This window comes from Kocuria sp. CPCC 205263 (genome assembly GCF_040981075.1).
GTDB classification, from domain to species: Bacteria; Actinomycetota; Actinomycetes; order Actinomycetales; family Micrococcaceae; genus Kocuria; species Kocuria rosea.
On record NZ_JAVKPV010000004.1, the window covers coordinates 302,181 to 324,959 of the forward strand.

Sequence of the window (22,779 nt, forward strand, 5' to 3'; positions counted from 1 at the left end):
GCTACCGTCCGGTCGCCCGCGGCGACCGGTACGATTGGGGGGATTTCCACGCGGGCCGGCGCCGACCGGAGTGCCGCGCACCCGCGACCCACGACCGAAAGGCCCCCTTCCCATGGCAGACGAGCAGCGCAGCCCGGCCCCCCGCACCGTCCTCGTGACCGGCGGCAACCGCGGGATCGGACGGGCCATCGCCCAGGCGTTCCAGGACGCCGGGGACAACGTGGCCGTCACCTACCGCTCCGGCGAGGCGCCCGAGGGCTTCTTCGCGGTGCAGGCCGACGTCACCGACTCCGCGTCGATCGACGCCGCGTACAAGGCCGTCGAGGCCGAGTTCGGCCCGGTCGAGGTGGTCGTGGCCAACGCCGGGATCACCCGGGACACCCTGCTGCTGCGGATGAAGGAGCAGGACTTCCAGGACGTCGTGGACACCAACCTCACCGGCGCGTTCCGCGTGGTGCAGCGCGCCGCCAAGGGGTTCATGCGCCTCAAGCGCGGACGCGTGGTCCTCATCTCCTCCGTGGTCGGGCTCTACGGCTCGCCCGGGCAGGTCAACTACGCCGCGTCCAAGGCCGGCCTGGTCGGCATCGCCCGGTCGATCACCCGTGAGCTGGGCGGGCGCAACGTGACCGCCAACGTCGTCGCCCCCGGGTTCATCAACACGGAGATGACCGCGGCGCTGCCGGAGGACACCCAGAAGAACTACCTCGCCTCGATCCCGGCCGGCCGGTTCGCCGAGCCGGAGGAGGTCGCCGCCGTCGTGCGCTGGATCGCCTCCGACGAGGCGAAGTACATCTCCGGCGCCGTCATCCCCGTGGACGGCGGCCTCGGCATGGGCCACTGAGCCCCGCCGCCCCCTGATCCCCGCACGTTCCACCGAAGGAGCACCATGAGTTCACTTGCAGGCAAGACCGCCGTCGTCACCGGGTCCTCGCGCGGTGTCGGCGCCGACACCGCCAAGCTGCTGGCCGGGGAGGGCGCCAACGTGGTCGTCAACTACCGGCAGAAGGCGCCCCGCGCCAACAAGGTCGTCAAGGAGATCGAGGCGGCCGGCGGGAAGGCCATCGCCGTCCAGGCGGACATGACCGAGCCCGAGGACGTCCGCAACCTGTTCGCCCGCGCCGTGGAGACCTTCGGCGGGGTGGACGTGCTCGTGCTCAACGCCTCCGGGGGCATGGAGACGGACCTCGGTGAGGACTACGCGCTCAAGCTCAACCGGGACGCGCAGAACGACACCCTCAGCGCCGCGCTGGAGCACCTGCCCGAGGGCGGGCGCGTGGTCTTCGTGACCAGCCACCAGGCGCACTTCATCAACGACGTCGAGACCATGCCGGAGTACGTGGAGGTCGCCAAGTCCAAGCGCGCCGGTGAGGACGCCCTCACCGCCCGCATCCCGGAGCTGACCGAGAAGGGCATCACGTTCGTGGTGGTCTCCGGCGACATGATCGAGGGCACCGTGACCGCGACCCTGCTCAACCGGGCCCGTCCGGGGGCGCTTGAGGAGCGCCGCGAGGCCGCCGGCAAGCTCTACTCCGTGCAGGAGTTCGCCGAGGAGATCGCCCGCATGGTCACAGCGGACGTCCCCACCGGGCACGTCGAGCTCGTCGGCGGCGCCGACGACTTCCTGGCGAAGGCCGGTCACCGCTAGGCCCACGGCTCCCGACGACGGCGGGGCGCTCACCCTCCCGGGTGACCGCCCCGCGGTCGTCCCTGCCGGAACCGGCGGCGGCGCGAAACCGTCCGCAATGTGACGCCGTCCGCCCTCCGGGGGTGCTAATCATGGACTCCACGGCACGAGGCCGACCGCGCCCCGGCCAGGAGCACCTCCGCGCGGTGCGGAGCCGAGCGAGGAGCCACCATGACCCCACAGCCCACCGGCCGCCTCGACCCCGGCGGTCACCTCGTCCTCACCCGCACGTTCCGCGCCGCGGCCGAGGAGGTCTGGGCCGCGGTCACGGACTCCGCCCGGCTGGCCCGGTGGTACGGGGCGTGGAGCGGGGACCCGGCCACCGGGCGCGTCGAGGTGCTGCTGACGGTCGAGGACCTGGACGAGCCCGAGGCCCTGCTGATCCGCCGCTGCGACCCGCCCCGCCACCTGGCGCTCACCCTGGGCACGGCGGCCGACGCCTGGCGCGTGGACCTCGACCTCCAGGACGACGACGGCACCACCGTCCTGCGGCTCACCCACCGGTACCCGGACCCCGACGAGGTGGAGTCGGTGGGGCCCGGCTGGGAGTACTACCTGGACCGGCTCGTGGCCGCCGAGACCGGCGGGGACCCGGACGCCGTCGACTTCGCCCGGGACTACCACCCCGCGATGTCCGGGCACTACCGGCCGCTCGCCGAGCAGCTCCGGGCCCGGGACTGATCCCGGCCGGGCGGGCCTCACCCGGGGTTGGGGCTCGCGATCTGGATGAGGTTGCCGCAGGTGTCGTCGAGCACCGCGGTGGTGTACGGACCCGAGACCGTGGGCTCCTGGACGAAGTGCACCCCGCGCTCGCGCAGCCGCTCGTACTCCGCCCGCACGTCCTTGACCCCGAAGCTGGTGAACGGGATGCCGTCGGCGACGAGCGCGGCCTTGAACGGTCCCACGGCGGGGTGCTCGGAGGGCTCGAGCACCAGCTCGACGCCCTCGGGCGCCTGGGGCGAGACCACGGTGAGCCAGCGGGCGCCGCCGGCGGGGACGTCGTGCTTGACCATGAAACCGAGCTTGCCGGTGTAGAACAGCAGCGCCTGCTGCTGGTCGTCGACGAAGACGCTGGTGTGGGTGATGCGCATGGGACGCTCCTTCTCGGATCGGGCGGCGCGGGGCGCGTCAGGAGCCGGCGTCGCCGACGCTGAACATCCAGTGGATGCCGAACCGGTCGGTGCACATCCCGAACAGGCCGCCCCAGGGGGCTTCCTCGAGCGGCATCGTGACGGTCCCGCCCGCGCCCAGTGCCTCCCACCAGCCGCGCATCACGGACTCGTCGTCCCCGCTCACGGAGACCGAGACGTTGTCGCCGACGGCCAGGTCCATGCTGTTCGGGGTGTCGGCGGCCATCAGGACCATGCCGGTCCCGGTGGTGAGCATCGAGTGCATCACCTTGTCCTGCTCCGCGGGGTCGTCGCCGGCCCCGTACTCGCTGAACCGGCTGACCGACAGCTCCCCGCCGAACACGGAGCGGTAGAAGGTCATCGCCTCCTCGGCCATGTCCCGGAACGAGAAGTAGGGATTGAGCAGCATGGGCATGGCCGGGCCTTCCGCGTCGATCGGTCGATGCTCCCATCATGACGCCGTCCGCGGCGCGGGGGAAGCAACCCTGGGAAGCCGCCGGAGGGGTGCGTAACCTGGTGCGTATGAGCAGAACGCAGTACTACGTGGCGGCCAGCGCCGACGGGTACATCGCCGACCGGGAGAACCACCTCGACTGGTTGCTGCAGTACGGCTTCGAGGCCTACCAGGAGCACTACGACGCGTTCCTGGCCGACGTCGGCGCGCTCGCGATGGGCGCGAGCACGTACGAGTTCGTCCTCGACCAGGGGGACTGGGCCTACGGGGACCTGCCGGTCTGGGTCTTCACCCACCGCGAGCTGCCGCGGCCGCCGGGGGCGGACCTGACGTTCGTCAGCGGGCCGGTCACGCTGCACGTTGAGGCCCTGGTCGCCGCCGCGGGCGAGCGGAACCTGTGGGTGGTGGGCGGCGGGAAGCTCGCGGCCCAGTTCGCGGACGCCGGTCTGCTCGACGAGCTGTTGCTGACCTACATGCCGATCGTGCTGGGCGGAGGACATCCCGTCCTGCCGACCGCGGCGGCGCGCGATCTGCGGCTCCAGCGCACCACCCACTTCGAGGGCGGCGCCGTGGAGCTGCGCTACGTCCTGCAGGGCCCGGACCGGCAGGTGTGGCCGGAGTAGCCGCTCTCCGCCGCCGGGCCGGGCGGCCGGTGCGGGGCCGCCGTTCGCGGCAGCCCGTACCAGGCCGCGGCGTTGTCGTGCAGCACGGCCGCCGCGGCGCCGGCGCCCAGGGTCTCGGCGACCAGCGCGACGTCCGCGTCCCGGAACGGGCGCTCCGCCCGGGTGCTCGGCAGATCGGTGCCGAAGAGCAGGGCCGTCGGGTCCACGGCGTGGATCCGGCGCAGGGCGTCCGGCACGTCGAGGTCGACGCGCCCGAACCCCGTGGCCTTGACCTTCACGCCCCGCCCGACGAGCTCGAGCAGCCGCGGCAGCCCCGCCGCGCTCATGCCGAGGTGGTCGACGCCGGCCCGCGGCAGGCGCCGCAGCACGGGGGCGAGGTGCTCCAGCGCGGCGGCGTCCGCATAGAACTCGGCGTGCCACCCGGCGAGGTCGTGCACCCGCCGGGCGAGCCGCTCGATGCCGGCAGGGTCCGCGTCGGCGCCGCGGCGGAGGGTGAAGCGCACCGCCCGCACCCCGGCCCCGTGGAGCTCGTGCACCTGCTCGTCCGGGACGGTGGGCGGCAGCTGGGTCACACCGACGAATCCGGGGCCGAGCTCCGCCAGCGCCGAGCGCAGCCACTCCTGGGCGTGGCCCTGGAAGGAACCGCTGACCACGGCCCCGCCCGCCACGCCCAGCTCCCGGACCCTGCGCCGGTAGTCCCCGACCGTGAAGGTCGGCGGCAGGTACCCCTGGTTGGGCACCAGCGGGAACCGCGGGTCGACCACGTGCAGGTGGGCGTCGATCATGCGGTCATTCTGCCCGAGACCGTGGGGCCGTGCGCGGGCGCCGGCCGGTCCGGCGGCGCGACCGGGGTGGCGCCCGCCCTCGTTGCTTGCGCACACATACACTGCATGCCTGTGACCACCACCGTCCTGACCCCCGACCACGTGCTCCAGGCCGCCGAGGAGGCGCTCGACCGGGCCCGGCGCAGCTACGCCCGGAAGCTGCTGCGCCTGGTGGCCGCCGAGCTGGTGCGCCGCCACCCCGACGCGGTGCGCCTGGACGTGCTCGGCCACGACGGTGACCAGGAGTTCTTCGTCGACGCCCTGCGCGACGCCGCGGGCGACTACGTCTGGGGCGACCCGGGCCGGGTCGTGGTGGTGCGCGAGACGGCCGACGACGAGCTCGGCGGCACCGTCACGGTCGCCGCGCGGGACGTGCGCGAGCTCGTGGGCCGCGCCCTGGACGCCTACGACGGACCGCTGGAGCGGCTGCTGCACCACGACGAGCGGAGCGACACCTACTGGCTGGACCTGACCGCGCCCTGACCGGCGCCGGACCGTCCCGGCCGGGCCGCGGCGACCGTGCCCGGGCGGTGCGGATCACTCCTCGTAGGGGGGCCACAGGCTGACCCCCAGCCGCACCTCGAGGCGGGCGATCGTGTACCCGTCCGGCCAGACGTGCCCGTCCAGGATCCGGGACAGCGCCGTGTGGTCGACACCGGTGAGCGCCCCGAGCTCCCGCAGCGTCCGGGACCCCGCGGCCGCCCGCAGGTTCAGCGCGAACAGCCTCGCCCGCTCCGCCACCGGGTCGCCGCAGATCTCGTCCGGCCAGGAGAGACACTGGTCCTGTGGTTCCGGTCGCACCCTGCTCGCCATGGCGGGCAGTCTAGGGACCGGCCCTGAGCATGAACCTGGGATCAGGGGGCCGCGGGCCCGTAACGGTGCTCCGGGCGGCCCGTGCTCCCGTAGCGGAGCTGGATCTCGACCGACCCGTCCTCGGCCAGCGCGGAGAGGTAGCGCTGGGCGGTGGCCCGGGAGATGCCGACCTTCCGGGCGATCTCCGCGGCCGAGAGGGGCACCCCGGCCTCCAGGGCCGCCAGGACCGAGCTCTCCGTCGCGGACCGGGTGCGCTCGCCGGGGGAGGCGGTCTCGCCCGGGTGCAGGGCGTGCAGGGCACGGTCCACGGTCTCCTGCGTCAGCGCGTCCCGGTCGGTGAGCAGCCGGCGGTACCGTGCGTAGGCCCGCAGGGTGCGCGCCAGCCGCTCGTTCGGGAACGGCTTGATCAGGTAGGCGAGCGCGCCGCGGCGGACGGCGGTCCGCACGGAGGCCGGGTCGGCCGCCGCGGTGAGCATGATGACGTCCACGTCGAGGGCCCGCAGCAGGTCCAGGCCGAGCGCGTCGGGCAGGTAGACGTCCAGCAGCACGAGGTCGGGCTGGTGGGCGTGGACGGTGCGCATCGCCTGCTCGGCGGTGCCCACGGGGGTCAGCGCCGTGAAGCCCGGCACAGCGTTGACGAAGCCGGCGTGCAGCCGTCCCACGTGGAAGTCGTCGTCGACCACGAGGACCACCAGGTCGTCGCTCATCCTGCACCTCCTGATCTGCCGGCGGACCGTTCGCCGGCGACGTCGGTCCCGGGGTCGCGGACCACGGTACCGGGCAGGCGCGCGCAGAAGACGGCTCCCGGCCCGCCGGGGCGTCCGGGATCGGCCACCCACACCTCCCCGCCGCGCCGGCGGGCCAGCTCCCGGCTCAGGGACAGGCCGAAGCCCTGGCCGTGGACGTCGGGCAGCACGGCGAACGGCGCTCCGCCCCCGTCCCCGGATCCGCCGGAGGGCACGGCGGTGGACCAGCCCTGGGCGAAGATCGGCTCGGGGTCAGCCACGGGGAGCCCGTCGCCGGAGTCGGCCACGACGAGGTGCAGGGTGCCTTCCCCGCCGGTCCAGTCGTCGAGCAGCTCGACCTCGACCCAGCGGTCTCCCGCCGCGCCCTGGACGGCGGCGCGGACGGCGTTGTCCACGAGGCTGCCGATCACGGTGGTGACGTCCTGCGGGTCCGTGATGCGGCCGCGGACGAGGGTGTCGGCGCCGATGCGCAGGCTCACGCCGCGCTCGGCGGCCTCGACGCTCTTCGCCCCCAGAAACGCCTGCAGGTAGGGGTCACGCAGCAGCTGTGCTCCCTCGGCGGGGTAGCTCAGGGGGCCGGTCTCGGTCACCTCGGCCACGTACCGGCGGGCCTCCTCGGCGTCGCCGATCGCGAGCAGCCCCGCGATGGTGTGCAGGCGGTTGGCGAACTCGTGGCGCTGGGCGCGCAGTGCGGTGCTGAGGGCGCCGACGGCGTCGAGCTGGCGGGTCAGGGACTGCAGCTCGGTGCGGTCCCGGATCAGGACCACCCAGCCCAGCGGGGGCAGGCCCGGGCGGTCGGGGCGGACGGCGCGGGCGGAGAGGATCAGCACGTGCCGGCCGACGACCTGCTCCACGGCCGGGGACGCGGGGGTCGCCGCGGCGAGCAGCGCCGAGAAGGACGCCGGCAGGCCCGCCTCGGCCAGGGGGGTCCCCACGAGTCGGGAGGGTTCCGCCACGCCCAGCAGCCGTCCCGCCTCGGCGTTGACCACGGTGATGCGGTGCTCGGGCGAGATGCCGATGACGCCTTCGTCGACCCCGCGCAGCACCGCCTCCTGGTCCTGGGCGAGCGTGGCGATCTCCTCGGGCTCCAGGCCGAGGGTGAGGCGCTTGAGCCGGCGCGCGATCGCCGCGGAGGCGGCCGCGCCGAGGCCGAGGGCGCCCACGGCGGTGGCGGCCACGGGGGTGATGTCCTCCTGCAGGGTGGCGAGCATGTCCGTGCGGGAGATCCCCACGCTGACGGCGCCCACCACGGCGGCGTCCGTTCCCGGGGCGTACACCGGGACCTTGGCCCGGGCGGAGCGCCCCAGGGTGCCGCGCTCCTGGCTCGTGACCTCCCGCCCGGCCAGGGCCTCGGTGGGGTCCGTGCTGACGGGCCGGCCCAGCTGCTCGGGATTGGGGTGGGAGAGCCGCAGCCCGGTGTCGTCGGTGATCACCACGAAGAGGGAGTCCGTGCGGTCTCGGACCTCCTCCGCGGCGGTCTGCAGGGCGCCCCCGGACAGCACCTGCGGGTCGAGGTCGCCGGGACCGGCGTCGACCAGGTCCGCCACGCCCGCGCGGACGTCGTCGTCGGCGGCCACCGACCGGGCGATGGACAGCGCCTGGCGCTCGGCGTCCCGGCCCAGCCGCTCGTAGGTCAGCCAGCCGTAGACACCCCCGCACAGGGCGACGACGAGGGTCACCACGGCGAGGTGCAGCAGCATCATCCGGGCCAGGAAGCCGGGGCGCTGCCGGGGCGCACCGGGTGCCGTCACTGTCTCTCCTCGGGGCCGGGCGTGGTCTCGTGCTCGAGGGCCGCGCGTGCTGCATCCCACTCTACGACCCGGGTCGGCCGCCGGGAGCGGGGGCCTGGGCGGGGGATCAGAGGTCCGCGAAAAACCGGACCGCGTCGAGGTTCGGCAGGTTGACCTGGGCGTCGGCGGCCGCGCGCAGGGCGGGCTTGGCGTTGTAGGCCACGCCGAGCCCGGCGGCCGTGAGCATGTCGAGGTCGTTGGCGCCGTCGCCCACGGCGATGACGTCCTCGGGGGCGACGTCGAGCTCCTCTGCCCAGGTCCGCAGGCACCGCTCCTTGACGGTGCGGTCCACGACCTCGCCGAGCACCCTGCCGGTGAGCGTGCCGTCGACGACCTCGAGGGTGTTCGCCGCGTGCCGGGTGAGCCGCAGCTGCTCGGCGAGCGGGGTGAGGACGCCAAGGAAGCCACCGGAGACCGCCGCCACGGCGTGCCCCTCTCGCAGGAAGGCCTTGACGAGGACGTCCGCGCCGGGGGAGAGCCGGACCGCGGCCAGGACCTCGTCGAGCACGGACGCGGGCAGCCCGGCGAGGGTCTCGACGCGCGCGAGCAGGGACTCGGCGAAGTCCAGCTCGCCGAGCATGGCCGCCCGGGTCACGGCGGCGACCTCGGCCTCGCGCCCCGCGTGGGCGGCGAGCATGTCCACGACCTCCTGCTGGATGAGCGTGGAGTCGACGTCCATGATGAGCAGCTTCTTGCGCCCGGGGTCGAAGAGGGTGGTCGGCACCACGTTGACGTCCACGCCCGGCAGCATCTGGGTCAGCGGGTCGGGGCGCAGGGCGGCGAGCAGGGCGGTCGCGTCGGAGCCGTGCACGAGCGCGGTGAAGGCGTTGTAGCCGGGGACCTCCGAGTCCGGCCCGGCCGAACCTGGGCCGGTGACCCGCACCGTGGAGAAGCGCTCGACCTCGGCGCCGGCGTCCTGCACGAGGGTGAGGATGCGCTCACGGGCCTCCGGGTCCGGATTCTGGGCAAACGCGATGACGGCGAGGTCGGTGGTCATGTGCGCCAGCTTATCGGCAGGCGCGGGCAACGGCCGACCGGGGCTCTCACTCGGGGCGGAGCACCGCGACGTCGGAGACGAGTTCGATGTGCTCGGCCATCGCGCGGGCCGCCCGCTCGGGCTCCCGGTCGCGGATGGCGTCCACGATCGTCCGGTGGGATTCCAGGGACCGTTCGGGGCGGCCCTGCTGGCTCAGGGACTCGATGCGGGTCTCCCGCACGAGTCCGGAGATCTCGGTCATCATCCGGGCCAGGACCGAGGAGTGGGCGGCGGCGGTGACCGCGGCGTGGAACAGCTCGTCGCCCTCCAGCCCGCGGCCGCCGCCGGCGATGTCCTGCGCCATGAGCGCCAGGGCGTGCTCGATGGCGCACAGGTCCTCGGGGGTGCGCCGGGCCGCGGCCAGGGCGGCGATCTTGGTCTCCACGGCGCTGCGGGCGTCGACGATGTCCGGCAGCCGATCGGCGTGCTCGCGCAGTCCCCGCAGCACTACGGCGCTGGAGGGCCGGTAGCGCAGCACCGCCCCGTTGCCGTGCTGCACGTCGATCACCCCGAGCACCTCCAGCGCCACCAGGGCCTGGGCGACGGTGGCCCGGGAGACGCCCAGGCTGTCGGCGAGGTCCCGCTCCGGCGGGAGCCGGTCGCCGCTCTCGAGCCGGTCCTGGATGACGTGGTCCAGCAGCCGCTCCACCACCTGCTCGTAGAGCCGAGGGCGTTCCACCCGGTCGATCCTGTTGGGCCCTGCCATGTCCGTCCTCCCCGGTCGCACGGCGCCGGGGCGTCCCGGCGGCGCGGCACCTCGCGGCGACTGCTGCCTCCCATGCTAGCCCACCGATTGACAAGGACCCCTAGTGTCCTATTGGCTAGTCCAAAACTGGCGGTGTGATCCACACCACTGTTCCCGCAGGAGCTTCACCCTCACCGGCGGGACCGTCCTGATCCGAAGGAAGACCCATGGGCCCAGAAGTGCTCTCCATCATCATCCTGGCCGCGATGTTCGTCGTGGCCACCGTCCTGCCCGTCAACATGGGGGCGCTGGCCTTCGTGGGCGCGTTCGTGTTGGGGGTGTTCGTCCTCGGGATGGACACCGACCAGATCCTCGAGGCGTTCCCCGGCGGGCTGTTCCTCACCATCGTGGGGGTGACCTATCTGTTCGCCATCGCCCAGAAGAACGGCACCGTGGACCTGCTCGTGCAGGCGGCGGTGAAACTGGTGGGCAGCCGGGTCGCGCTGATCCCGTGGATCATGTTCTTCATCACCGCCGTGATCACCGCGGTGGGCGCCCTGTCCCCGGCCGCCGTGGCGATCATCGCCCCGATCGCGCTGAGCTTCGCCGCCAAGTACAAGATCAATCCCCTGATGATGGGCATGATGGTCATCCACGGCGCCCAGGGCGGCGGCTTCTCGCCGATCTCCGTCTACGGAGTGACCGTCAACGGCATCGTCGCCGGGGCCGGGCTGGACGTCAGCCCCATCGCGGTGTTCCTCTCCAGCCTGGTCTTCAACCTGCTGATCGCCGTGGGCCTGTTCGTGACCCTCGGCGGGCGCGGCCTCGTCTCGGCCCGCGCCGAGGACTTCGTGGAGCGGGCCTCCGAGGCCCGCCTGTCCCGCAGCCGTGTCGCCGCCGGGCACGCCGGGGACCGGGACGTGGACTTCAAGGGCTTCGGCTCGGGCATGTACGGTCCCCGTGACCCGGCCGGATCCTCCGAGCCCCCGGTCCGGCGCGAGGGCAGAGACGGACTGCTCCCGCAGGCCGCCACCATCCTGGGCCTGGTCGTGCTGGCCGTCGTCGCCCTGGGCTTCGGCGTGGACGTGGGCTTCGTGGCCATCACCGTCGCCGTCGTCCTGGCCCTGGTCTCCCCGAAGGCGCAGAAGGGCGCGGTCAACAAGATCGACTGGTCCACCGTGCTGCTGCTCGGCGGCATGCTGACCTTCGTCGGCGTGCTGCAGGAGGCGGGCACCATCGAGTACGTCTCCAACGGCGTGGCCGGCCTGGGGATGCCGCTGCTGGCGGCGCTGCTGATCTGCTACATCGGCGCCGTCGTCTCCGCCTTCGCCTCCTCGACCGCCATCCTCGCGGCGCTCATCCCCCTGGCCGTGCCCTTCCTGCTCGCGGGCGAGGTCGGGGCCACCGGGCTGATCTGCGCCCTGGCCGTTTCCTCGACCATCGTCGACGTCTCCCCGTTCTCCACCAACGGCGCGCTCGTGCTGGCCAACGCCCCCGCCGACGTGGACCGCGACGTCTTCTACAAGAAGATCCTCGTCTACGCCACCGGCGTCGTCGTCATCGGCCCGCTGCTGGTCTGGGCCGTGATGGTCGCCCCCGGCTGGCTGTAGCCCGCCGCCCCGCCCCGCCGATGCCCACCGACCCGATCCCGGAGGAACCCGCCATGACCGACACCCAGCCCGCCACCGCCACCGCGCCCCGCACCGACCCCCAGGAGCCCTCGCCGTCCGGCGGCCCCCTGGCGGACACCCTCGTCGTGGACCTGTCCCGGGCCCTCGCCGGCCCGCACGCGGCCATGATGCTCGCCGACCTGGGCGCGCGGGTCGTCAAGATCGAGAGCCCCGGCACGGGCGACGACACCCGCGGGTGGGGCCCGCCCTTCGTGGGACCCGAGGACGACCCGCAGGCCACGTACTTCCTGTCCTGCAACCGCAACAAGGAGTCCGTGGCCCTGGACCTCAAGTCCGACGACGGCGGGCAGGTGCTCCGGGCGCTCGTGGAGCGCGCCGACGTCCTGGTGGAGAACTTCCGGCCCGGGGTGCTGGACCGGCTCGGCTTCTCCGTCGAGGAGCTGCACCGCCTGAACCCCCGCCTGGTGGTGCTCTCCATCACCGGCTTCGGCCACGACGGACCGGAGTCCCGGCGCTCCGGCTACGACCAGATCGTCCAGGGCGAGGCCGGACTCATGTCGCTCACCGGGTCCGGCCCGGACGACCCCCAGCGGGTGGGCGTGCCCATCGCCGACCTGCTGGCCGGGATGAACGGCGCCTACGGCGTGCTGGCCGCCCTCTACGAGCGCGAGCGCACCGGGGCCGGGAAGGTCGTGCGCACCTCCCTGCTGTCCTCGGTGGTCGGGGTGCACGCCTTCCAGGGCACCCGCGCCACCGTGGCCCACGAGGTGCCGCGGGCCCAGGGCAACCACCACCCCTCCATCGCGCCCTACGGCCTGTTCGCCTGCCGCGGCGGGAAGGTGCAGATCAGCGTGGGCAGCGAGAAGCTGTGGCGCACCTTCGCCGGGGCCTTCGGGATCGACCCCGACCGGCCGGAGTTCGCGACCAACGCCGACCGCGTCCGCAACCGCCCGGCCGTGATCGCCGCCGTCGAGGAGGCCTTCGCCGCGCACGGTCCCGAGGAGCTGCTGGAGCTGCTGGCCGGGATCGGCATCCCGGCCGGGAAGGTCCGGACCCTGGACGAGGTCTACGCCTGGGACCAGGTGCGCTCGCAGGGGCTGGTCGTGGGCGTCGACCACGAGGTCCTCGGTCACGTCGAGCTGCCCGGACCCGCGGTGCGGTTCTTCGCCCCCGGCGACACGGACGAGACGACACGGCGGAACCACGCCGCGCCGCCCGTGCTCGACCAGCACGGTGCCTCCGTCCGCGACTGGCTCGCGGGCACCGCGACCGGGGCCAGTCCCACCGGGAACACCACCGACCCGAAGGCGGAGGCCCGCCGATGACCGCTCAGCCCCTCCCCGAGATGTCCACCGGCGCCCTGGAGGTCCGGCGGGAAGGCCCCGTGGCCTGGGTGGTCCTCGACCGTCCCGACCGGCGCAACGCGCTGTCCCCGGCGATGTGGGCGGCCCTGCCGGGCGTGCTGGAGAAACTCGACGCCGACCCCGGCGTGCGGGTGATCGGCCTGCGCGGAGCGGGCGGGGTGTTCTCCGCCGGGGCCGACATCGCCGAGGTGTTCGAGTGCCTGGGGGAGCCCGGCACCGGGCTGCCCCGCGGCGGGCTGCTCACCGAGGCCGAGGCGGCCCTGGCGGCGGTGCACAAGCCCACCGTGGCGGCCCTGGAGGGGTACTGCATGGGCGGGGCCTGGATGCTGGCCGGTGCCTGCGACCTGCGCATCGCCACGGCATCCCTGCGCATCGGACTGACCCCGGCCCGCATCGGCATCGTGTTCCCGGCCTCCGGGATCCAGCGCCTGGTCCGCCTGGTGGGCCCGGGCACGGCCTCCTACCTGCTGCTCACCGGCGACACCGTCACCGCCGCCGACGCCGAGCGGTGGGGCATGCTCACCCGCGTGGTGGAGGACGCCGGCTTCGAGACGGCCCTGGAGCAGCTGGTCACGGACCTGGCGGGGCGGTCCCAGCTGTCCGTGCAGGCCCACAAGCACCTGATCGGGCTCGCCTCCCCGGACGAGGGCGAGGCAACCGGGTTCGGCGCGGACGAGGTGTCGGAGGCCCTATTCCGGGAAGTCCTCGACGGACCCGACGCCCGCATCGGGCAGCGGGCGTTCCTGGACAAGGAGACGCCCCGCTTCCGCTGGGCCGGGGAGGACTTCTGGGCCGCCCGCTCCGGCGCCGCCGGGAAGGGCCGGGAGCACCGCGCGTCGATCATCCGTGGGCGGTGGCCGCGCCGCTCCGCCCGTCCCTGACGGGGTGCGCGGCGCACCGGCACGCCGGTGCGCCGCTCCGCGTGTCCTAGAGTGGCGGGTATGAGTGCTGTGGTGGAGATGGTGGACGTCAGCGTGGTCCGCGGACAGAAGACCCTGCTGGATTCCGTGGACTGGGTCGTCAACGAGGGCGAGCGCTGGGTCATCCTCGGCCCCAACGGCGCCGGCAAGACCACCCTGCTGTCCATCGCGGCGGCCCGCCTGCACCCCTCCCGGGGCATGGTCGACATCCTGGACGAGATCCTCGGCGCGGTGGACGTGTTCGAGCTGCGCCCGCGCATCGGGCTGACCTCCGCCGTGCTCGCCACCCAGATCCCCGACGCCGAGTCCGTGCGCAACTGCGTGGTCACCGCCGCGTACGGGGTGACGGGGCGGTGGATCGAGAGCTACGACGACGCCGACGAGGCCCAGGCGCAGGAGCTGATGGCCGCGTGGGGGATCGAGCACCTGGCGGAGCGCCGCTTCGGCTCGCTCTCGGAGGGGGAGCGCAAGCGCGTCCTGATCGCCCGCGCCCTGATGACCGACCCCGAGCTGCTGCTGCTCGACGAGCCCGCCGCCGGCCTGGACGTGGGCGGGCGGGAGGACCTGGTGGCCCGGCTGGACGAGCTGGCCCGCGACGGGGCGTCCCCGGCGATCGTCATGGTCACCCACCACCTCGAAGAGGTGCCCGACGCCTTCACCCACGCGCTGCTGCTGCGCGAGGGCCGGGTGGTGGCCGCGGGCCCCGTCCGCACCGTCATGACGCAGAAGAACCTCTCCGAGACCTTCGGCCTCCCGCTGAAGCTGGTGAAGGTCGGCAACCGTTTCGCCGCGTTCGGCCGGTCCTGACCCGACGTGGTGCCCGACACGCTCGCCGCCCTCGCCGCGGACTTCCCGTTCGAGTGGTGGCAGGCCGCCCTCATCCTGCTCGCCGGCGTCGCCGCCGGACTGATCAACACCATCGTCGGCTCCGGCACCCTCGTCACCTTCCCCGTGCTCGTGACCATGGGCGTCCCGCCCGTGACCGCGTCCATGTCCAACGCGATGGGACTGATCGCCGGCAACCTCACCGGCGCCTGGAACTACCGCCACGAGCTCGCGGGCGTGGAGCGGACCCTCCTCAAGCTCATCCCTTGCTCCGCGCTGGGCGGGGTGATCGGCGCGTGGCTGCTGCTGCACCTGCCCGAGGAGGTCTTCGGCTACGCCGCGCCGGGGCTGATCGTCGTCGCCCTCCTGTTCGTGGTCTTCCAGCCGCGGCTCCAGGCACTGGTGCGCCGGCGCAAGGACGAGCAGGCCGAGGCCGCCGCCGCGGCGGCCCGGGCCCGGCGGGAGACCCCCCGCACCCTCGACCCGGACCGGGCCCCGCAGCCCGCGTCCCTGTACGTCCTGGTGTTCCTGGCCGGGATCTACGGCGGGTACTTCGTGGCCGCCCAGGGCGTGCTGCTGCTCGGCATCCTGGGCGTGTTCCTGCTCGCCTCGCTGCAGGCCGCCAACGCCGTCAAGGTGGTGCTGGTGGCGGCGGTGAACATCGTCGCCGCCGTGTCTTACATCCTCTTCGCGTTCGACCGGATCAACTGGTGGGTGGTGCTGCTCATCGCCCTCAGCTCCACGGTGGGCGCCTGGGCGGGGGCCAAGATCGGCCGCCGGCTCTCCCCGGTCCTGCTGCGCACCGTGATCGTGGTGCTCGGCGTCGTGGCCCTCGTGAGCCTCGTGTCCCAGCTGCTCTGAGACCGGCCGGGCCCCGGACAGGCTCCAGCTACCATTCGGGGCGGACCCTGTCCGGGGCCCCGCCCCCGCCCGCCACGAACCCCGACCCCGAAGAGACACCCGTGACCGACCTCCCCCAGATGATCCGCCTCGACAGCGCCGACGACCCCCGGGTGGCCGACTACGCCCGCCTGACCGACGTCAGACTGCGGCGCAAGCTCGAGCCCGAGCGCGGCATGTACATCGCCGAGTCCTCCAAGGTGCTCCGCCGGGCGCTCGCGGCCGGGCACACCCCCCGGTCCTTCTTCATGGCGGAGAAGTGGCTGCAGGACCTCGCGGACGTCCTCGCCGAGCACCCGGACGTGCCTCTGTACGTCGGCCCGGACGAGGTGCTCGAGCAGATCACCGGCTTCCACCTGCACCGCGGGGCGATCGCGGCCATGCAGCGCCCGGAGCCGGTGGAGCTGGAGCGGCTCCTGGCGTCGTCGCACCGGGTGGCGGTCCTCGAGGACATCGTCGACCACACCAACGTGGGGGCGATCTTCCGCTCGGCCGCGGCGCTGGACGTCGACGCCGTGCTCGTCACCCCGCGCTGCGCCGACCCCCTGTACCGGCGCTCCATCCGGGTGTCCATGGGCACCGTCTTCCAGGTCCCGTGGACCCGGCTGCAGCACTGGACGGCCGACCTGCAGCGGATCAAGGACGCGGGCTTCACCACGGCGGCGCTCGCCCTGAGCGACGACTCGATCACCCTCCAGGAGCTGTCGGCGCGCCGCGACGAGCGGCTCGCCCTCGTCCTCGGCACCGAGGGGGACGGTCTGAGCGCCGCCACCGTCCACCACGCGGACCTCACCGTGCGGATCCCGATGTCCCACGGCGTGGACTCCCTCAACGTCGCCGCCGCCTCGGCCGTGGCCTTCTGGGAGACCCGGCCCGGCCGGTAGCCCCCGGGCGCGCGGTCACGAACCCGCCGCCCCGGCCACAGGTCACGGTTCGGGCGTCGATCACGGTGCGACCAGTGCTGTTGGCAAGTGCGAAGACTATCCTGGAGGGGTCTGCGAGGCCCGGTCCTTCCAACCGCGGCACCAGCCGGCGGCCGGGCGCAGAGGAACGATCGGGTGTGTCATGAAGAAGGTGATCTCGTGGCTGGCGGCAGTGGTGCTGGCCATGGGGCTGGGGCTCATCGTCCCCGGCAGCGCGAACGCCGCGGCCCCGTACTGCGGCATCACGTGGGGATCGGGGGCCAAGGCCCGCAGCGGTGAGGCGACCACGCCCCGCTACCCCCACGTCACGGACGTCCGGGCGGGGCAGCACCGCTGCTTCGACCGGATGGTGATCGACCTCGACGGCAGGTTGCGGGGCTACGACGTGCGCTACGCCCGGTTCACGGGCATCGGCTCCGGCGACCCCATCCCCCTGCGGGGGACCGACCTGGTGATCACGGCCAACGCCCCCGCCTACGACGGCAGGGGCAGGCCCACCTACGAGTTCGACGACCGGCGGGAGCTCGTGGACGTCGCAGGCTACCGCACGTTCCGCCAGGTCGCGTGGGGCGGCAGCTACGAGGCCCGGACCTCGGTCGGCCTCGGCGTGCGCGCCCGGCTGCCGTTCCGGGTGTTCGTCCTCGACGGGCCGGGCCGGGGGTCGCGGCTCGTCGTGGACGTCGCCCACCGGTGGTGAGGCGCCCGCGGCGCGGGGGGAACGGCACGCACCGGGCCCCCGCGCCGCGGGACGGCGGGTGTATTTCCACCGGCGATCCGGTACGCTGGACCGCTGGTGCCCGATGCCCCCGCCCTTCCCGGACCGCGCGGACGGACGACGACGGCGCACCGCCCACCGAGCGAAACCGTGGCTGGCAAAATCCAGGCACCGACGACAAAGGTTTGAACCCCATGAAGACTGACATCCACCCGGACTACCACCCGGTCCTCTTCCGCGACCTGGCCTCCGGCAAGACGATCCTGACCCGTTCCACCGCCACCTCGAAGAAGACCGAGACGTGGGAGGACGGCAACGAGTACCCGATCATCGAGGTCGAGATCTCCTCGGAGTCCCACCCGTTCTACACCGGCAAGCAGCGCATCATGGACTCCGCCGGCCGCGTGGAGCGCTTCAACGCCCGCTTCAAGAACTTCGGCAAGTCCAGCAGCTGATCTCCGTCCCGCTCGCGGGGCCCCGCACGATCGCCCGCAGGCCCGGACCGCACCGGTCCGGGCCTGCGCCGTGCCCGCGGTCCCCGGCGTAGGCTGACCCGGGACCACCGGCACGGACGAGGGAAGGACGCGGATGGCGCAGGAGCGGCGGCACGGGGAGTACAAGGTGCTGGGCGGCAAGCTCGTGGTCGCGGACCTGGACGTGGTCGACGGGCGGCTGGCCGACGTCTCCGTGAACGGGGACTTCTTCCTCGAGCCCGACGAGGCCCTCGAGGACATCAACGCGGCGCTCACCGGGCTCAGCGAGCACGCCTCACCGCAGGAGATCGTCGCGGCGGTCGAGGCGGCCCTCGCGCCCGACGTCGTGCTGTTCGGCTTCTCCGCGCAGGCGATCGCCACCGCGGTCCGCCGGGCGCTGGCCCACGCCACGACGTGGGACGACCACGCGTGGGAGGTCATCCCGCCGACCGTCCGCCCCACCCTGGAGAACCTCGCGCTCGACGAGGTCCTCGCCCGCGAGGTGGGCGCGGGCCGGCGCCCGCCCGCCCTGCGCCTGTGGGACTGGGAGGAGCCGTCCGTGGTGATCGGGTCCTTCCAGTCCCTGCGCAACGAGGTGGACGCGGAGGGCGCCCGGCGGCACGGCGTCTCCGTGGTGCGCCGCGTCTCCGGGGGCGGGGCCATGTTCATGGAGGCGGGCAACTGCATCACCTACTCGCTGTACCTGCCGCAGACGCTCGTGGACGGGCTCAGCTTCTCGGAGTCCTACCCGTTCCTCGACCAGTGGGTCATGCAGGCGTTCCAGGAGATGGGCCTGGAGGCGTTCTACGTCCCGCTCAACGACATCGCCACCGAGCACGGCAAGATCGGCGGAGCGGCGCAGAAGCGCTTCGCGGGCGGCGGGATGGTCCACCACGTGACCATGAGCTACGACATCGACGCGCAGAAGATGACCGAGGTCCTGCGGATCGGCAAGGAGAAGCTCTCCGACAAGGGGCACCGCTCGGCCAAGAAGCGCGTGGACCCGCTGCGCCGGCAGACCGGCATGGCTCGCGCCGACGTCGTGGACAAGCTCGTGGAGGTCTTCGCGGGCCGCTACGGGGCCGCGGAGGGCACCGTCCGGGACGCCGAGATCGCCGCCGCCCGCGAGCTCGTGCGCACCAAGTTCGCCACCCCGGAGTGGGTCGCCCGGGTGCCCTGACCCGCCCGTGGCCCTCCTCCGCCCCCGGCTCTCCCAGCGACCTCCGGGCGACCTCCGAGCAGCGGCGGCCTAGCATGGGCGCACCGGCCGGGACAGGTGCCGCGACCGGCGTCCGCCCGACCCACCGAACGGGGAGCCTCTGATGACCGTCCACGACCGCGAGTCCGCCCGCGACGCCGACCGTGGTGCCGAGCGCGCGGCGGCCGCGCCGCGCCGCCGCCCGGTGCGGCGCGTGCTGCTGGTGCTCCTGGGTCTCGTGCTGGTCCTCGCCCTGGTGGCCGCCGCGTTCGTCTGGAACCTGGGACGGACCTTCGACGCCCGCAAGCAGGTCGTGGACGACGCGTTCCCCGCCGAGAGCGGGCGCCCCGCCGCGGGTTCCGCCCAGGACCGGGGCACCACCGTGCTGCTGCTCGGCGCCGACAGCCAGCCCGGCGGGCGGGCGGACGTGGGCGTCGAGGGGGTGCGGGCGGACACCATCATGCTGGTGCACCTGCCCGAGGACGGCGGCGAGGCCTACATCATCTCCGTGCTGCGGGACACGTGGGTGCCGATCCCCGGGGTGGGGGAGGCGAAGATCAACGCCGCCCTCGACCTCGGCGGCGTCCCGCTGATGGTCGGGACGGTCGAGGACCTCTTCGGCACCCGGGTCGACCAGGTCGCCGAGGTGGACTTCGCCGGCTTCCAGGCCCTCACCGACGCCCTCGGCGGCGTGACCGTCGACGTGCCCCAGGACTTCGTGTCCAACGAGGGCATGACCTTCGAGCAGGGCCCCGAGCACATGGACGGGGAACGGGCGCTCGAGTTCGTCCGGGAGCGCAAGGCCTTCGAGGACGGGGACTTCCAGCGGGTGGAGAACCAGCGCAACTACGTCCAGGCCGCTCTCGAGCGGCTGCTCGGCCCGCAGACGCTGCTCAACCCGGTCCGGCTGCACACCGTGGTCAGCGACTTCTCGCCCTACCTGACGGTGAGCGAGGGGCTCGACGCGGCGTGGATCGCCGGGCTCGCCCCCGACCTGGCCGGTCTCTCCGCCGGGGACCTGCAGATGACCACGGCCCCCGACCAGGGCCTCGGCGTGTCCCCGGACGGGCAGTCCGTGGTCCTGCCGGACCTCGAAGCGATGGCGGGCATCGGCACGGCCGTCGCGGCGGACGATCTGGGCGCATATCTTGCTACGCTGAACCCTGACGATCAGTAGTTCCCCACCGGCCCCCGACCCGGCGAGGAACGTCTTCCCCCGCCCGCAGCACGCCCCGTGATCGACCGGGACGGCCCCTCTTGACCCCCGCGAGAAGGCCATGCCGCACACTCCCCGCCCCTTCAGTCCGGACGACGAGCCCGAGGCCTTCTGGCTGCCCGCGGCCCGGGTCCTCCCTGCCGGCGCGGCGCGACCCGCCGCCCGCGCCCTGCTGCGCAGTCCCTGGCCCGAGGCCGGGGCCGCCGTGGCCCGCACCCTGGGCCCGGACCCGCGCGCGGAGCGGCAGCTCGAGCACCGGCTCGGCCGGGCCCGCCGCCGGCGTCCCGCGCCGGGCGCGGCCCGCCGCCTCGCCGAGGCCGCCCTGTCCGCGGGCCGCGTGGCCGAGGCGGACCGGTTCCTCGCGCTGGTGCCGTCCGGCACCAGCGACCTCGCCGGCACGCGGGCCCGCCGGCACCGCCACGTCGGCCGGATCTCGGAGGCCGTGGTCGAGCTCCGGCGCGCCGTGGCCGCCGGGCGTGCCACGCCGGGGGAGCGCCGCCGGCTGCTCCACTACGAGGACGACCTGCGGCTGCTCTCCGGCTGGCGGCCCGCGCTCACCCCGGTGGTCGGCTACCGGCCGGAGGCCGCCTCCGTGCTGCACGTGCTGGCCGAGGCATCGCCGCGCACCCGGGGCCGCAGCGCCCCGCGCCACCACTCCCTGCTGTCCGCGACCGTGGCCCAGGGCTGGACCGTGACCGCCGTGACCCGCCCCGGTCCCGTGCCCGCCGACGGCCGGTCGCACGGGCCGGCGCCCGAGGTGCTCGACGGCGTCTCCTACCACCGGATCCTGCCCGCCCGCCGGGCGCTGCTGCCCACGGCACGACTGCAGCAGGAGGCGCAGGCCCTGCTCGAACTGGCCCTGCGCGCCCGGCCCGCCGTGCTGCACACGACGAGCCGCCCCGGCAACGGCCTCGTGACCCGCGCGGTGGCCGAGGCCCTGGGCATCCCGTGGGTCTACGAGGTGCGCGAGCTGCCGGCCGACCGGTGGGCGGCCTCCCGTCCCGCCGAGGCCGCCACGAGCGAGCGCCACCGGCTCGACTGCGCCCGGGAGGCCGAGGTCCTGGCCGCCGCGGCCGACGTGGTGACCACGAGCCGTGCGATGGGCGAGCGGGTGCGGGCGCTGACGCGGGCCCTGCCGGCCGGCCCGGTGCCCGTCCGCGTGGCGCCCCCCGCCGTGGACGGCCCCTACCTGGCGGATCCCCGCCCCCTGCGGGAGGCGCGCCGGGTCCTCGGGCTGCCGGAGACGGCCCGGGTGGTGGGCGCGGTCGCGGACCTCGTGGAGCACGAGGGCCTCGACGACCTCCTGCGCGCCGCGGCCCTCGTGCGCGCCGACGTGCCGGAGCTGCTCGTGGTGGTCGTGGGCGAGGGCCCGGCGCGGCGGGAGCTCGAGCGCCTGGCCGCGGAGCTCGGCCTGGGCGACCGGGTCCGCTTCGCGGGGCGGGTCCCGGACGAGCAGGTCGTGCAGTACCACCAGGCGTTCGACGTGTTCGTGGTCGCGCGCAAGGACCGCCCGGTCACCCGGGCCGCGGCCCCGACCGAGTCCGTCGAGGCCCTGGCCACCGGGACCCCCGTGGTCGCCTCGCGGCTGCCGGTGCTCGCCGAGACCGTGGCCGACGGCATCACCGGGATGCTCACCCCGCCGGAGGAGCCCGAGACCCTCGCCACGGTCCTGCGGATGATGCTCGAGTGCCCCGCCGTGCGCCGCTGCCTCGGCGGCGAGGGCCGGCGCCGGGTCGTGCCGGGACGAACCTGGCACGGCGTGGCCGCGGCGGCCGCGGCGGCCTACGACCACGTCACCGGGCGCGCCGGGACCGAGGAGGCCTCGGCCTGAGCGCGGTGCGTTCTCAGAGCAGGCCGAGGCGAGCGAGGCGGCGGCGTGCGGCCGCCTCGCTCGGCCCCGTCTCCCCGAGGGCGTGGCCGACCACCGCCAGGGTGAGCCCGGCGGCGCTGCGCGTGGGAAGCGGCACGGGGCCCAGCCGCGGACGCTCGAGACCGAGCAGGTCCAACCGGTCCCCGGGCAGCGAGTCCACGACGGCGGCGAACAGGGCCCGGTAGCCCGGCAGCAGCACCGGGTCCAGGGGAGGGCGGCGCAGGAACGCCACGACGTCGTCCACGCGCGGGCCTCCGGCGAGGCGGGGGCCGAAGGACCGGAGGCGCTCGTCCAGCTCGGCCTCGGAGCGCGGCGGCCGCTCCACGCCCATCAGCCGGCCCGCCACGGCCCACTCCCGCACGTAGGCGTCCGGCCCGCCCGGGATCGGCCCGTCCCACCGCTGGTGGGAGCGCAGGAACGCGTCCGTGAACGCCAGGTGGACCCACTCGGCGAGCTCGGGGTCGTTCGCGCAGTACGGGCGCCGCACGCCGTCGGCCCCGGTGTAGGTGCCTCGCACGCCGTCGTGGATCCGGCGGACGTGCGCCGAGGCCCGGTGCGCGGCGGTGGTGTCGCCGTAGGTGACGGTGAAGAGCCACCGGATGGTCCCGGCGAGGCGCCCCAGGGGGTCGTTCCGGTAGTCCGAGTGCTCGACGACGCCGGCCAGCGCCCCCGGGTGCAGGGCCTGGGTGAGCAGGGCGCGCACGCCCGCGGGGATGGTCGCCATCGACCCGTGCACGGCCCACACCGCCGAACCGGGCCGGAAGTGCCCGGCGTCCTGGCCGTCGGCCAGCGCCAGCTCCCACTCCGGCACGCGGTCCGCCTGTCCGGCGAAGGTCGTGCGCAGCCTGTCCTGCAACGGCGCCATCAGTCCCACGTCAAGCCCCTTCCGTCCCGGTGACCGGTCGGGCCCATCATGGCCGCCGCCTCCGACATCCGTGGCGGTGCGCCGAGCAGGACCG

At 74.2% G+C, this 22,779-nt stretch carries 25 protein-coding genes; 16 read left to right on the forward strand and 9 right to left on the reverse strand.

The annotated features are described in order from the left end of the window. Positions 1 to 112 precede the first annotated feature (112 nt). The 3 genes from RF647_RS08380 to RF647_RS08390 all read left to right on the forward strand — a co-directional run bounded on the left by RF647_RS08380 (position 113) and on the right by RF647_RS08390 (position 2,365). Positions 113 to 841 (forward strand): beta-ketoacyl-ACP reductase, encoded by a 729-nt coding sequence (locus RF647_RS08380; RefSeq protein ID WP_017834285.1) that lies wholly within the window; start codon positions 113 to 115, stop codon positions 839 to 841. Positions 842 to 886: 45 nt separating this feature from the next. Further along, positions 887 to 1,645, forward strand: coding sequence for an SDR family oxidoreductase (locus RF647_RS08385; RefSeq protein WP_368811319.1), 759 nt, complete (start codon positions 887 to 889; stop codon positions 1,643 to 1,645). Between the two features lie 210 nt (positions 1,646 to 1,855). Then, entirely contained in the window at positions 1,856 to 2,365 is a 510-nt protein-coding gene (locus RF647_RS08390) for an SRPBCC domain-containing protein (RefSeq protein WP_368811320.1), read from the forward strand. Between the two features lie 17 nt (positions 2,366 to 2,382). Here the strand turns inward: RF647_RS08390 and RF647_RS08395 are convergent, their stop codons facing one another. Together RF647_RS08395 and RF647_RS08400 are read right to left on the reverse strand one after the other, a co-directional pair. Next, positions 2,383 to 2,775 (reverse strand): VOC family protein, encoded by a 393-nt coding sequence (locus tag RF647_RS08395; protein ID WP_368796226.1) that lies wholly within the window; start codon positions 2,773 to 2,775, stop codon positions 2,383 to 2,385. A 37-nt stretch (positions 2,776 to 2,812) separates the two neighbouring features. Beyond that, positions 2,813 to 3,229: a VOC family protein gene (locus RF647_RS08400; protein ID WP_368811321.1), complete on the reverse strand. Its 417-nt coding sequence runs from the start codon at positions 3,227 to 3,229 to the stop codon at positions 2,813 to 2,815. A 107-nt stretch (positions 3,230 to 3,336) separates the two neighbouring features. Here RF647_RS08400 and RF647_RS08405 point away from each other — a divergent pair, with 107 nt between their 5' ends. Next, a complete protein-coding gene (locus RF647_RS08405) occupies positions 3,337 to 3,891 on the forward strand; it encodes a dihydrofolate reductase family protein (protein WP_368811322.1) in 555 nt (184 codons plus the stop codon). Here the strand turns inward: RF647_RS08405 and RF647_RS08410 are convergent. Beyond that, complete coding sequence (locus tag RF647_RS08410; protein ID WP_368811323.1) at positions 3,849 to 4,676, reverse strand: amidohydrolase; 828 nt, start codon at positions 4,674 to 4,676, stop codon at positions 3,849 to 3,851. The two genes, RF647_RS08405 and RF647_RS08410, sit on opposite strands and share 43 nt — an antisense overlap. A gap of 111 nt (positions 4,677 to 4,787) precedes the next feature. On the opposite strand from RF647_RS08410, the gene RF647_RS08415 reads away from it, so the two are divergent. Next, positions 4,788 to 5,198: a hypothetical protein gene (locus RF647_RS08415; RefSeq protein WP_368811324.1), complete on the forward strand. Its 411-nt coding sequence runs from the start codon at positions 4,788 to 4,790 to the stop codon at positions 5,196 to 5,198. Between the two features lie 54 nt (positions 5,199 to 5,252). On the opposite strand, the gene RF647_RS08420 is transcribed toward RF647_RS08415, so the two are convergent. The 5 genes from RF647_RS08420 to RF647_RS08440 all read right to left on the reverse strand — a co-directional run bounded on the left by RF647_RS08420 (position 5,253) and on the right by RF647_RS08440 (position 9,806). Next, complete coding sequence (locus tag RF647_RS08420) at positions 5,253 to 5,528, reverse strand: helix-turn-helix transcriptional regulator (RefSeq protein WP_095651514.1); 276 nt, start codon at positions 5,526 to 5,528, stop codon at positions 5,253 to 5,255. A 41-nt stretch (positions 5,529 to 5,569) separates the two neighbouring features. Further along, entirely contained in the window at positions 5,570 to 6,235 is a 666-nt protein-coding gene (locus RF647_RS08425) for a response regulator (RefSeq protein ID WP_368811325.1), read from the reverse strand. Continuing rightward, positions 6,232 to 8,025 carry an ATP-binding protein gene (locus tag RF647_RS08430; RefSeq protein WP_368811326.1) on the reverse strand — a complete coding sequence of 598 codons (1,794 nt, stop codon included), beginning with the start codon at positions 8,023 to 8,025 and terminating at the stop codon, positions 6,232 to 6,234. The genes RF647_RS08425 and RF647_RS08430 overlap by 4 nt, the downstream gene beginning before the upstream one ends. Before the next feature lie 106 nt (positions 8,026 to 8,131). Next, the gene (gene serB / locus RF647_RS08435) at positions 8,132 to 9,061 is read right to left on the reverse strand and encodes a phosphoserine phosphatase SerB (protein ID WP_017834351.1); all 930 of its coding nucleotides are present in this window, start codon (positions 9,059 to 9,061) and stop codon (positions 8,132 to 8,134) included. A gap of 46 nt (positions 9,062 to 9,107) precedes the next feature. Beyond that, on the reverse strand, positions 9,108 to 9,806 hold the full coding sequence (locus RF647_RS08440; RefSeq protein WP_368811327.1) for a FadR/GntR family transcriptional regulator: 699 nt from the start codon (positions 9,804 to 9,806) through the stop codon (positions 9,108 to 9,110). Between the two features lie 206 nt (positions 9,807 to 10,012). Here RF647_RS08440 and RF647_RS08445 point away from each other — a divergent pair, with 206 nt between their 5' ends. The 11 genes from RF647_RS08445 (at position 10,013) to RF647_RS08495 (ending at position 21,781) form a co-directional block, all read left to right on the forward strand. Beyond that, complete coding sequence (locus RF647_RS08445) at positions 10,013 to 11,395, forward strand: SLC13 family permease (protein ID WP_133410094.1); 1,383 nt, start codon at positions 10,013 to 10,015, stop codon at positions 11,393 to 11,395. A gap of 53 nt (positions 11,396 to 11,448) precedes the next feature. Next, positions 11,449 to 12,741, forward strand: a complete 1,293-nt coding sequence (locus tag RF647_RS08450) for a CaiB/BaiF CoA transferase family protein (RefSeq protein ID WP_368811328.1) — start codon at positions 11,449 to 11,451, stop codon at positions 12,739 to 12,741. Then, positions 12,738 to 13,661 (forward strand): enoyl-CoA hydratase/isomerase family protein, encoded by a 924-nt coding sequence (locus RF647_RS08455; protein WP_368811329.1) that lies wholly within the window; start codon positions 12,738 to 12,740, stop codon positions 13,659 to 13,661. The genes RF647_RS08450 and RF647_RS08455 overlap by 4 nt, the downstream gene beginning before the upstream one ends. A 60-nt stretch (positions 13,662 to 13,721) precedes the next feature. Further along, positions 13,722 to 14,507 (forward strand): ABC transporter ATP-binding protein, encoded by a 786-nt coding sequence (locus tag RF647_RS08460; RefSeq protein ID WP_031283465.1) that lies wholly within the window; start codon positions 13,722 to 13,724, stop codon positions 14,505 to 14,507. Positions 14,508 to 14,513: 6 nt separating this feature from the next. Further along, positions 14,514 to 15,386, forward strand: coding sequence for a sulfite exporter TauE/SafE family protein (locus RF647_RS08465; RefSeq protein ID WP_368811330.1), 873 nt, complete (start codon positions 14,514 to 14,516; stop codon positions 15,384 to 15,386). Between the two features lie 119 nt (positions 15,387 to 15,505). Beyond that, entirely contained in the window at positions 15,506 to 16,309 is an 804-nt protein-coding gene (locus RF647_RS08470) for a TrmH family RNA methyltransferase (RefSeq protein WP_368811404.1), read from the forward strand. Between the two features lie 181 nt (positions 16,310 to 16,490). Then, positions 16,491 to 17,045, forward strand: a complete 555-nt coding sequence (locus tag RF647_RS08475; protein WP_165979678.1) for a hypothetical protein — start codon at positions 16,491 to 16,493, stop codon at positions 17,043 to 17,045. A gap of 212 nt (positions 17,046 to 17,257) precedes the next feature. Further along, on the forward strand, positions 17,258 to 17,518 hold the full coding sequence (locus tag RF647_RS08480; protein ID WP_017834341.1) for a type B 50S ribosomal protein L31: 261 nt from the start codon (positions 17,258 to 17,260) through the stop codon (positions 17,516 to 17,518). A gap of 133 nt (positions 17,519 to 17,651) precedes the next feature. Then, positions 17,652 to 18,716 carry a biotin/lipoate A/B protein ligase family protein gene (locus RF647_RS08485; RefSeq protein WP_368811331.1) on the forward strand — a complete coding sequence of 355 codons (1,065 nt, stop codon included), beginning with the start codon at positions 17,652 to 17,654 and terminating at the stop codon, positions 18,714 to 18,716. Between the two features lie 142 nt (positions 18,717 to 18,858). Beyond that, positions 18,859 to 19,911 carry an LCP family protein gene (locus tag RF647_RS08490; RefSeq protein ID WP_368811332.1) on the forward strand — a complete coding sequence of 351 codons (1,053 nt, stop codon included), beginning with the start codon at positions 18,859 to 18,861 and terminating at the stop codon, positions 19,909 to 19,911. A gap of 100 nt (positions 19,912 to 20,011) precedes the next feature. After that, the gene (locus tag RF647_RS08495) at positions 20,012 to 21,781 is read left to right on the forward strand and encodes a glycosyltransferase (RefSeq protein ID WP_368811333.1); all 1,770 of its coding nucleotides are present in this window, start codon (positions 20,012 to 20,014) and stop codon (positions 21,779 to 21,781) included. A gap of 13 nt (positions 21,782 to 21,794) precedes the next feature. Here RF647_RS08495 and RF647_RS08500 read toward each other — a convergent pair whose 3' ends face one another. Beyond that, positions 21,795 to 22,685, reverse strand: a complete 891-nt coding sequence (locus tag RF647_RS08500) for an oxygenase MpaB family protein (RefSeq protein ID WP_368811405.1) — start codon at positions 22,683 to 22,685, stop codon at positions 21,795 to 21,797. Positions 22,686 to 22,779 lie beyond the last annotated feature (94 nt).

Coding starts and splice junctions, on each gene's coding strand:
- RF647_RS08425 (WP_368811325.1), bottom strand. CDS start 6,235: ATGAGCGACGACCTGGTGGTCCTCGTGGTCGACGACGACTTCCACGTG.
- RF647_RS08470 (WP_368811404.1), top strand. CDS start 15,506: ATGATCCGCCTCGACAGCGCCGACGACCCCCGGGTGGCCGACTACGCC.
- RF647_RS08390 (WP_368811320.1), top strand. CDS start 1,856: ATGACCCCACAGCCCACCGGCCGCCTCGACCCCGGCGGTCACCTCGTC.
- RF647_RS08490 (WP_368811332.1), top strand. CDS start 18,859: ATGACCGTCCACGACCGCGAGTCCGCCCGCGACGCCGACCGTGGTGCC.
- RF647_RS08455 (WP_368811329.1), top strand. CDS start 12,738: ATGACCGCTCAGCCCCTCCCCGAGATGTCCACCGGCGCCCTGGAGGTC.
- RF647_RS08495 (WP_368811333.1), top strand. CDS start 20,012: ATGCCGCACACTCCCCGCCCCTTCAGTCCGGACGACGAGCCCGAGGCC.
- RF647_RS08480 (WP_017834341.1), top strand. CDS start 17,258: ATGAAGACTGACATCCACCCGGACTACCACCCGGTCCTCTTCCGCGAC.
- RF647_RS08445 (WP_133410094.1), top strand. CDS start 10,013: ATGGGCCCAGAAGTGCTCTCCATCATCATCCTGGCCGCGATGTTCGTC.
- RF647_RS08460 (WP_031283465.1), top strand. CDS start 13,722: ATGAGTGCTGTGGTGGAGATGGTGGACGTCAGCGTGGTCCGCGGACAG.
- serB (WP_017834351.1), bottom strand. CDS start 9,061: ATGACCACCGACCTCGCCGTCATCGCGTTTGCCCAGAATCCGGACCCG.
- RF647_RS08420 (WP_095651514.1), bottom strand. CDS start 5,528: ATGGCGAGCAGGGTGCGACCGGAACCACAGGACCAGTGTCTCTCCTGG.
- RF647_RS08405 (WP_368811322.1), top strand. CDS start 3,337: ATGAGCAGAACGCAGTACTACGTGGCGGCCAGCGCCGACGGGTACATC.
- RF647_RS08395 (WP_368796226.1), bottom strand. CDS start 2,775: ATGCGCATCACCCACACCAGCGTCTTCGTCGACGACCAGCAGCAGGCG.
- RF647_RS08450 (WP_368811328.1), top strand. CDS start 11,449: ATGACCGACACCCAGCCCGCCACCGCCACCGCGCCCCGCACCGACCCC.
- RF647_RS08400 (WP_368811321.1), bottom strand. CDS start 3,229: ATGCCCATGCTGCTCAATCCCTACTTCTCGTTCCGGGACATGGCCGAG.
- RF647_RS08385 (WP_368811319.1), top strand. CDS start 887: ATGAGTTCACTTGCAGGCAAGACCGCCGTCGTCACCGGGTCCTCGCGC.
- RF647_RS08410 (WP_368811323.1), bottom strand. CDS start 4,676: ATGATCGACGCCCACCTGCACGTGGTCGACCCGCGGTTCCCGCTGGTG.
- RF647_RS08380 (WP_017834285.1), top strand. CDS start 113: ATGGCAGACGAGCAGCGCAGCCCGGCCCCCCGCACCGTCCTCGTGACC.
- RF647_RS08485 (WP_368811331.1), top strand. CDS start 17,652: ATGGCGCAGGAGCGGCGGCACGGGGAGTACAAGGTGCTGGGCGGCAAG.
- RF647_RS08500 (WP_368811405.1), bottom strand. CDS start 22,685: ATGGCGCCGTTGCAGGACAGGCTGCGCACGACCTTCGCCGGACAGGCG.
- RF647_RS08475 (WP_165979678.1), top strand. CDS start 16,491: ATGAAGAAGGTGATCTCGTGGCTGGCGGCAGTGGTGCTGGCCATGGGG.
- RF647_RS08440 (WP_368811327.1), bottom strand. CDS start 9,806: ATGGCAGGGCCCAACAGGATCGACCGGGTGGAACGCCCTCGGCTCTAC.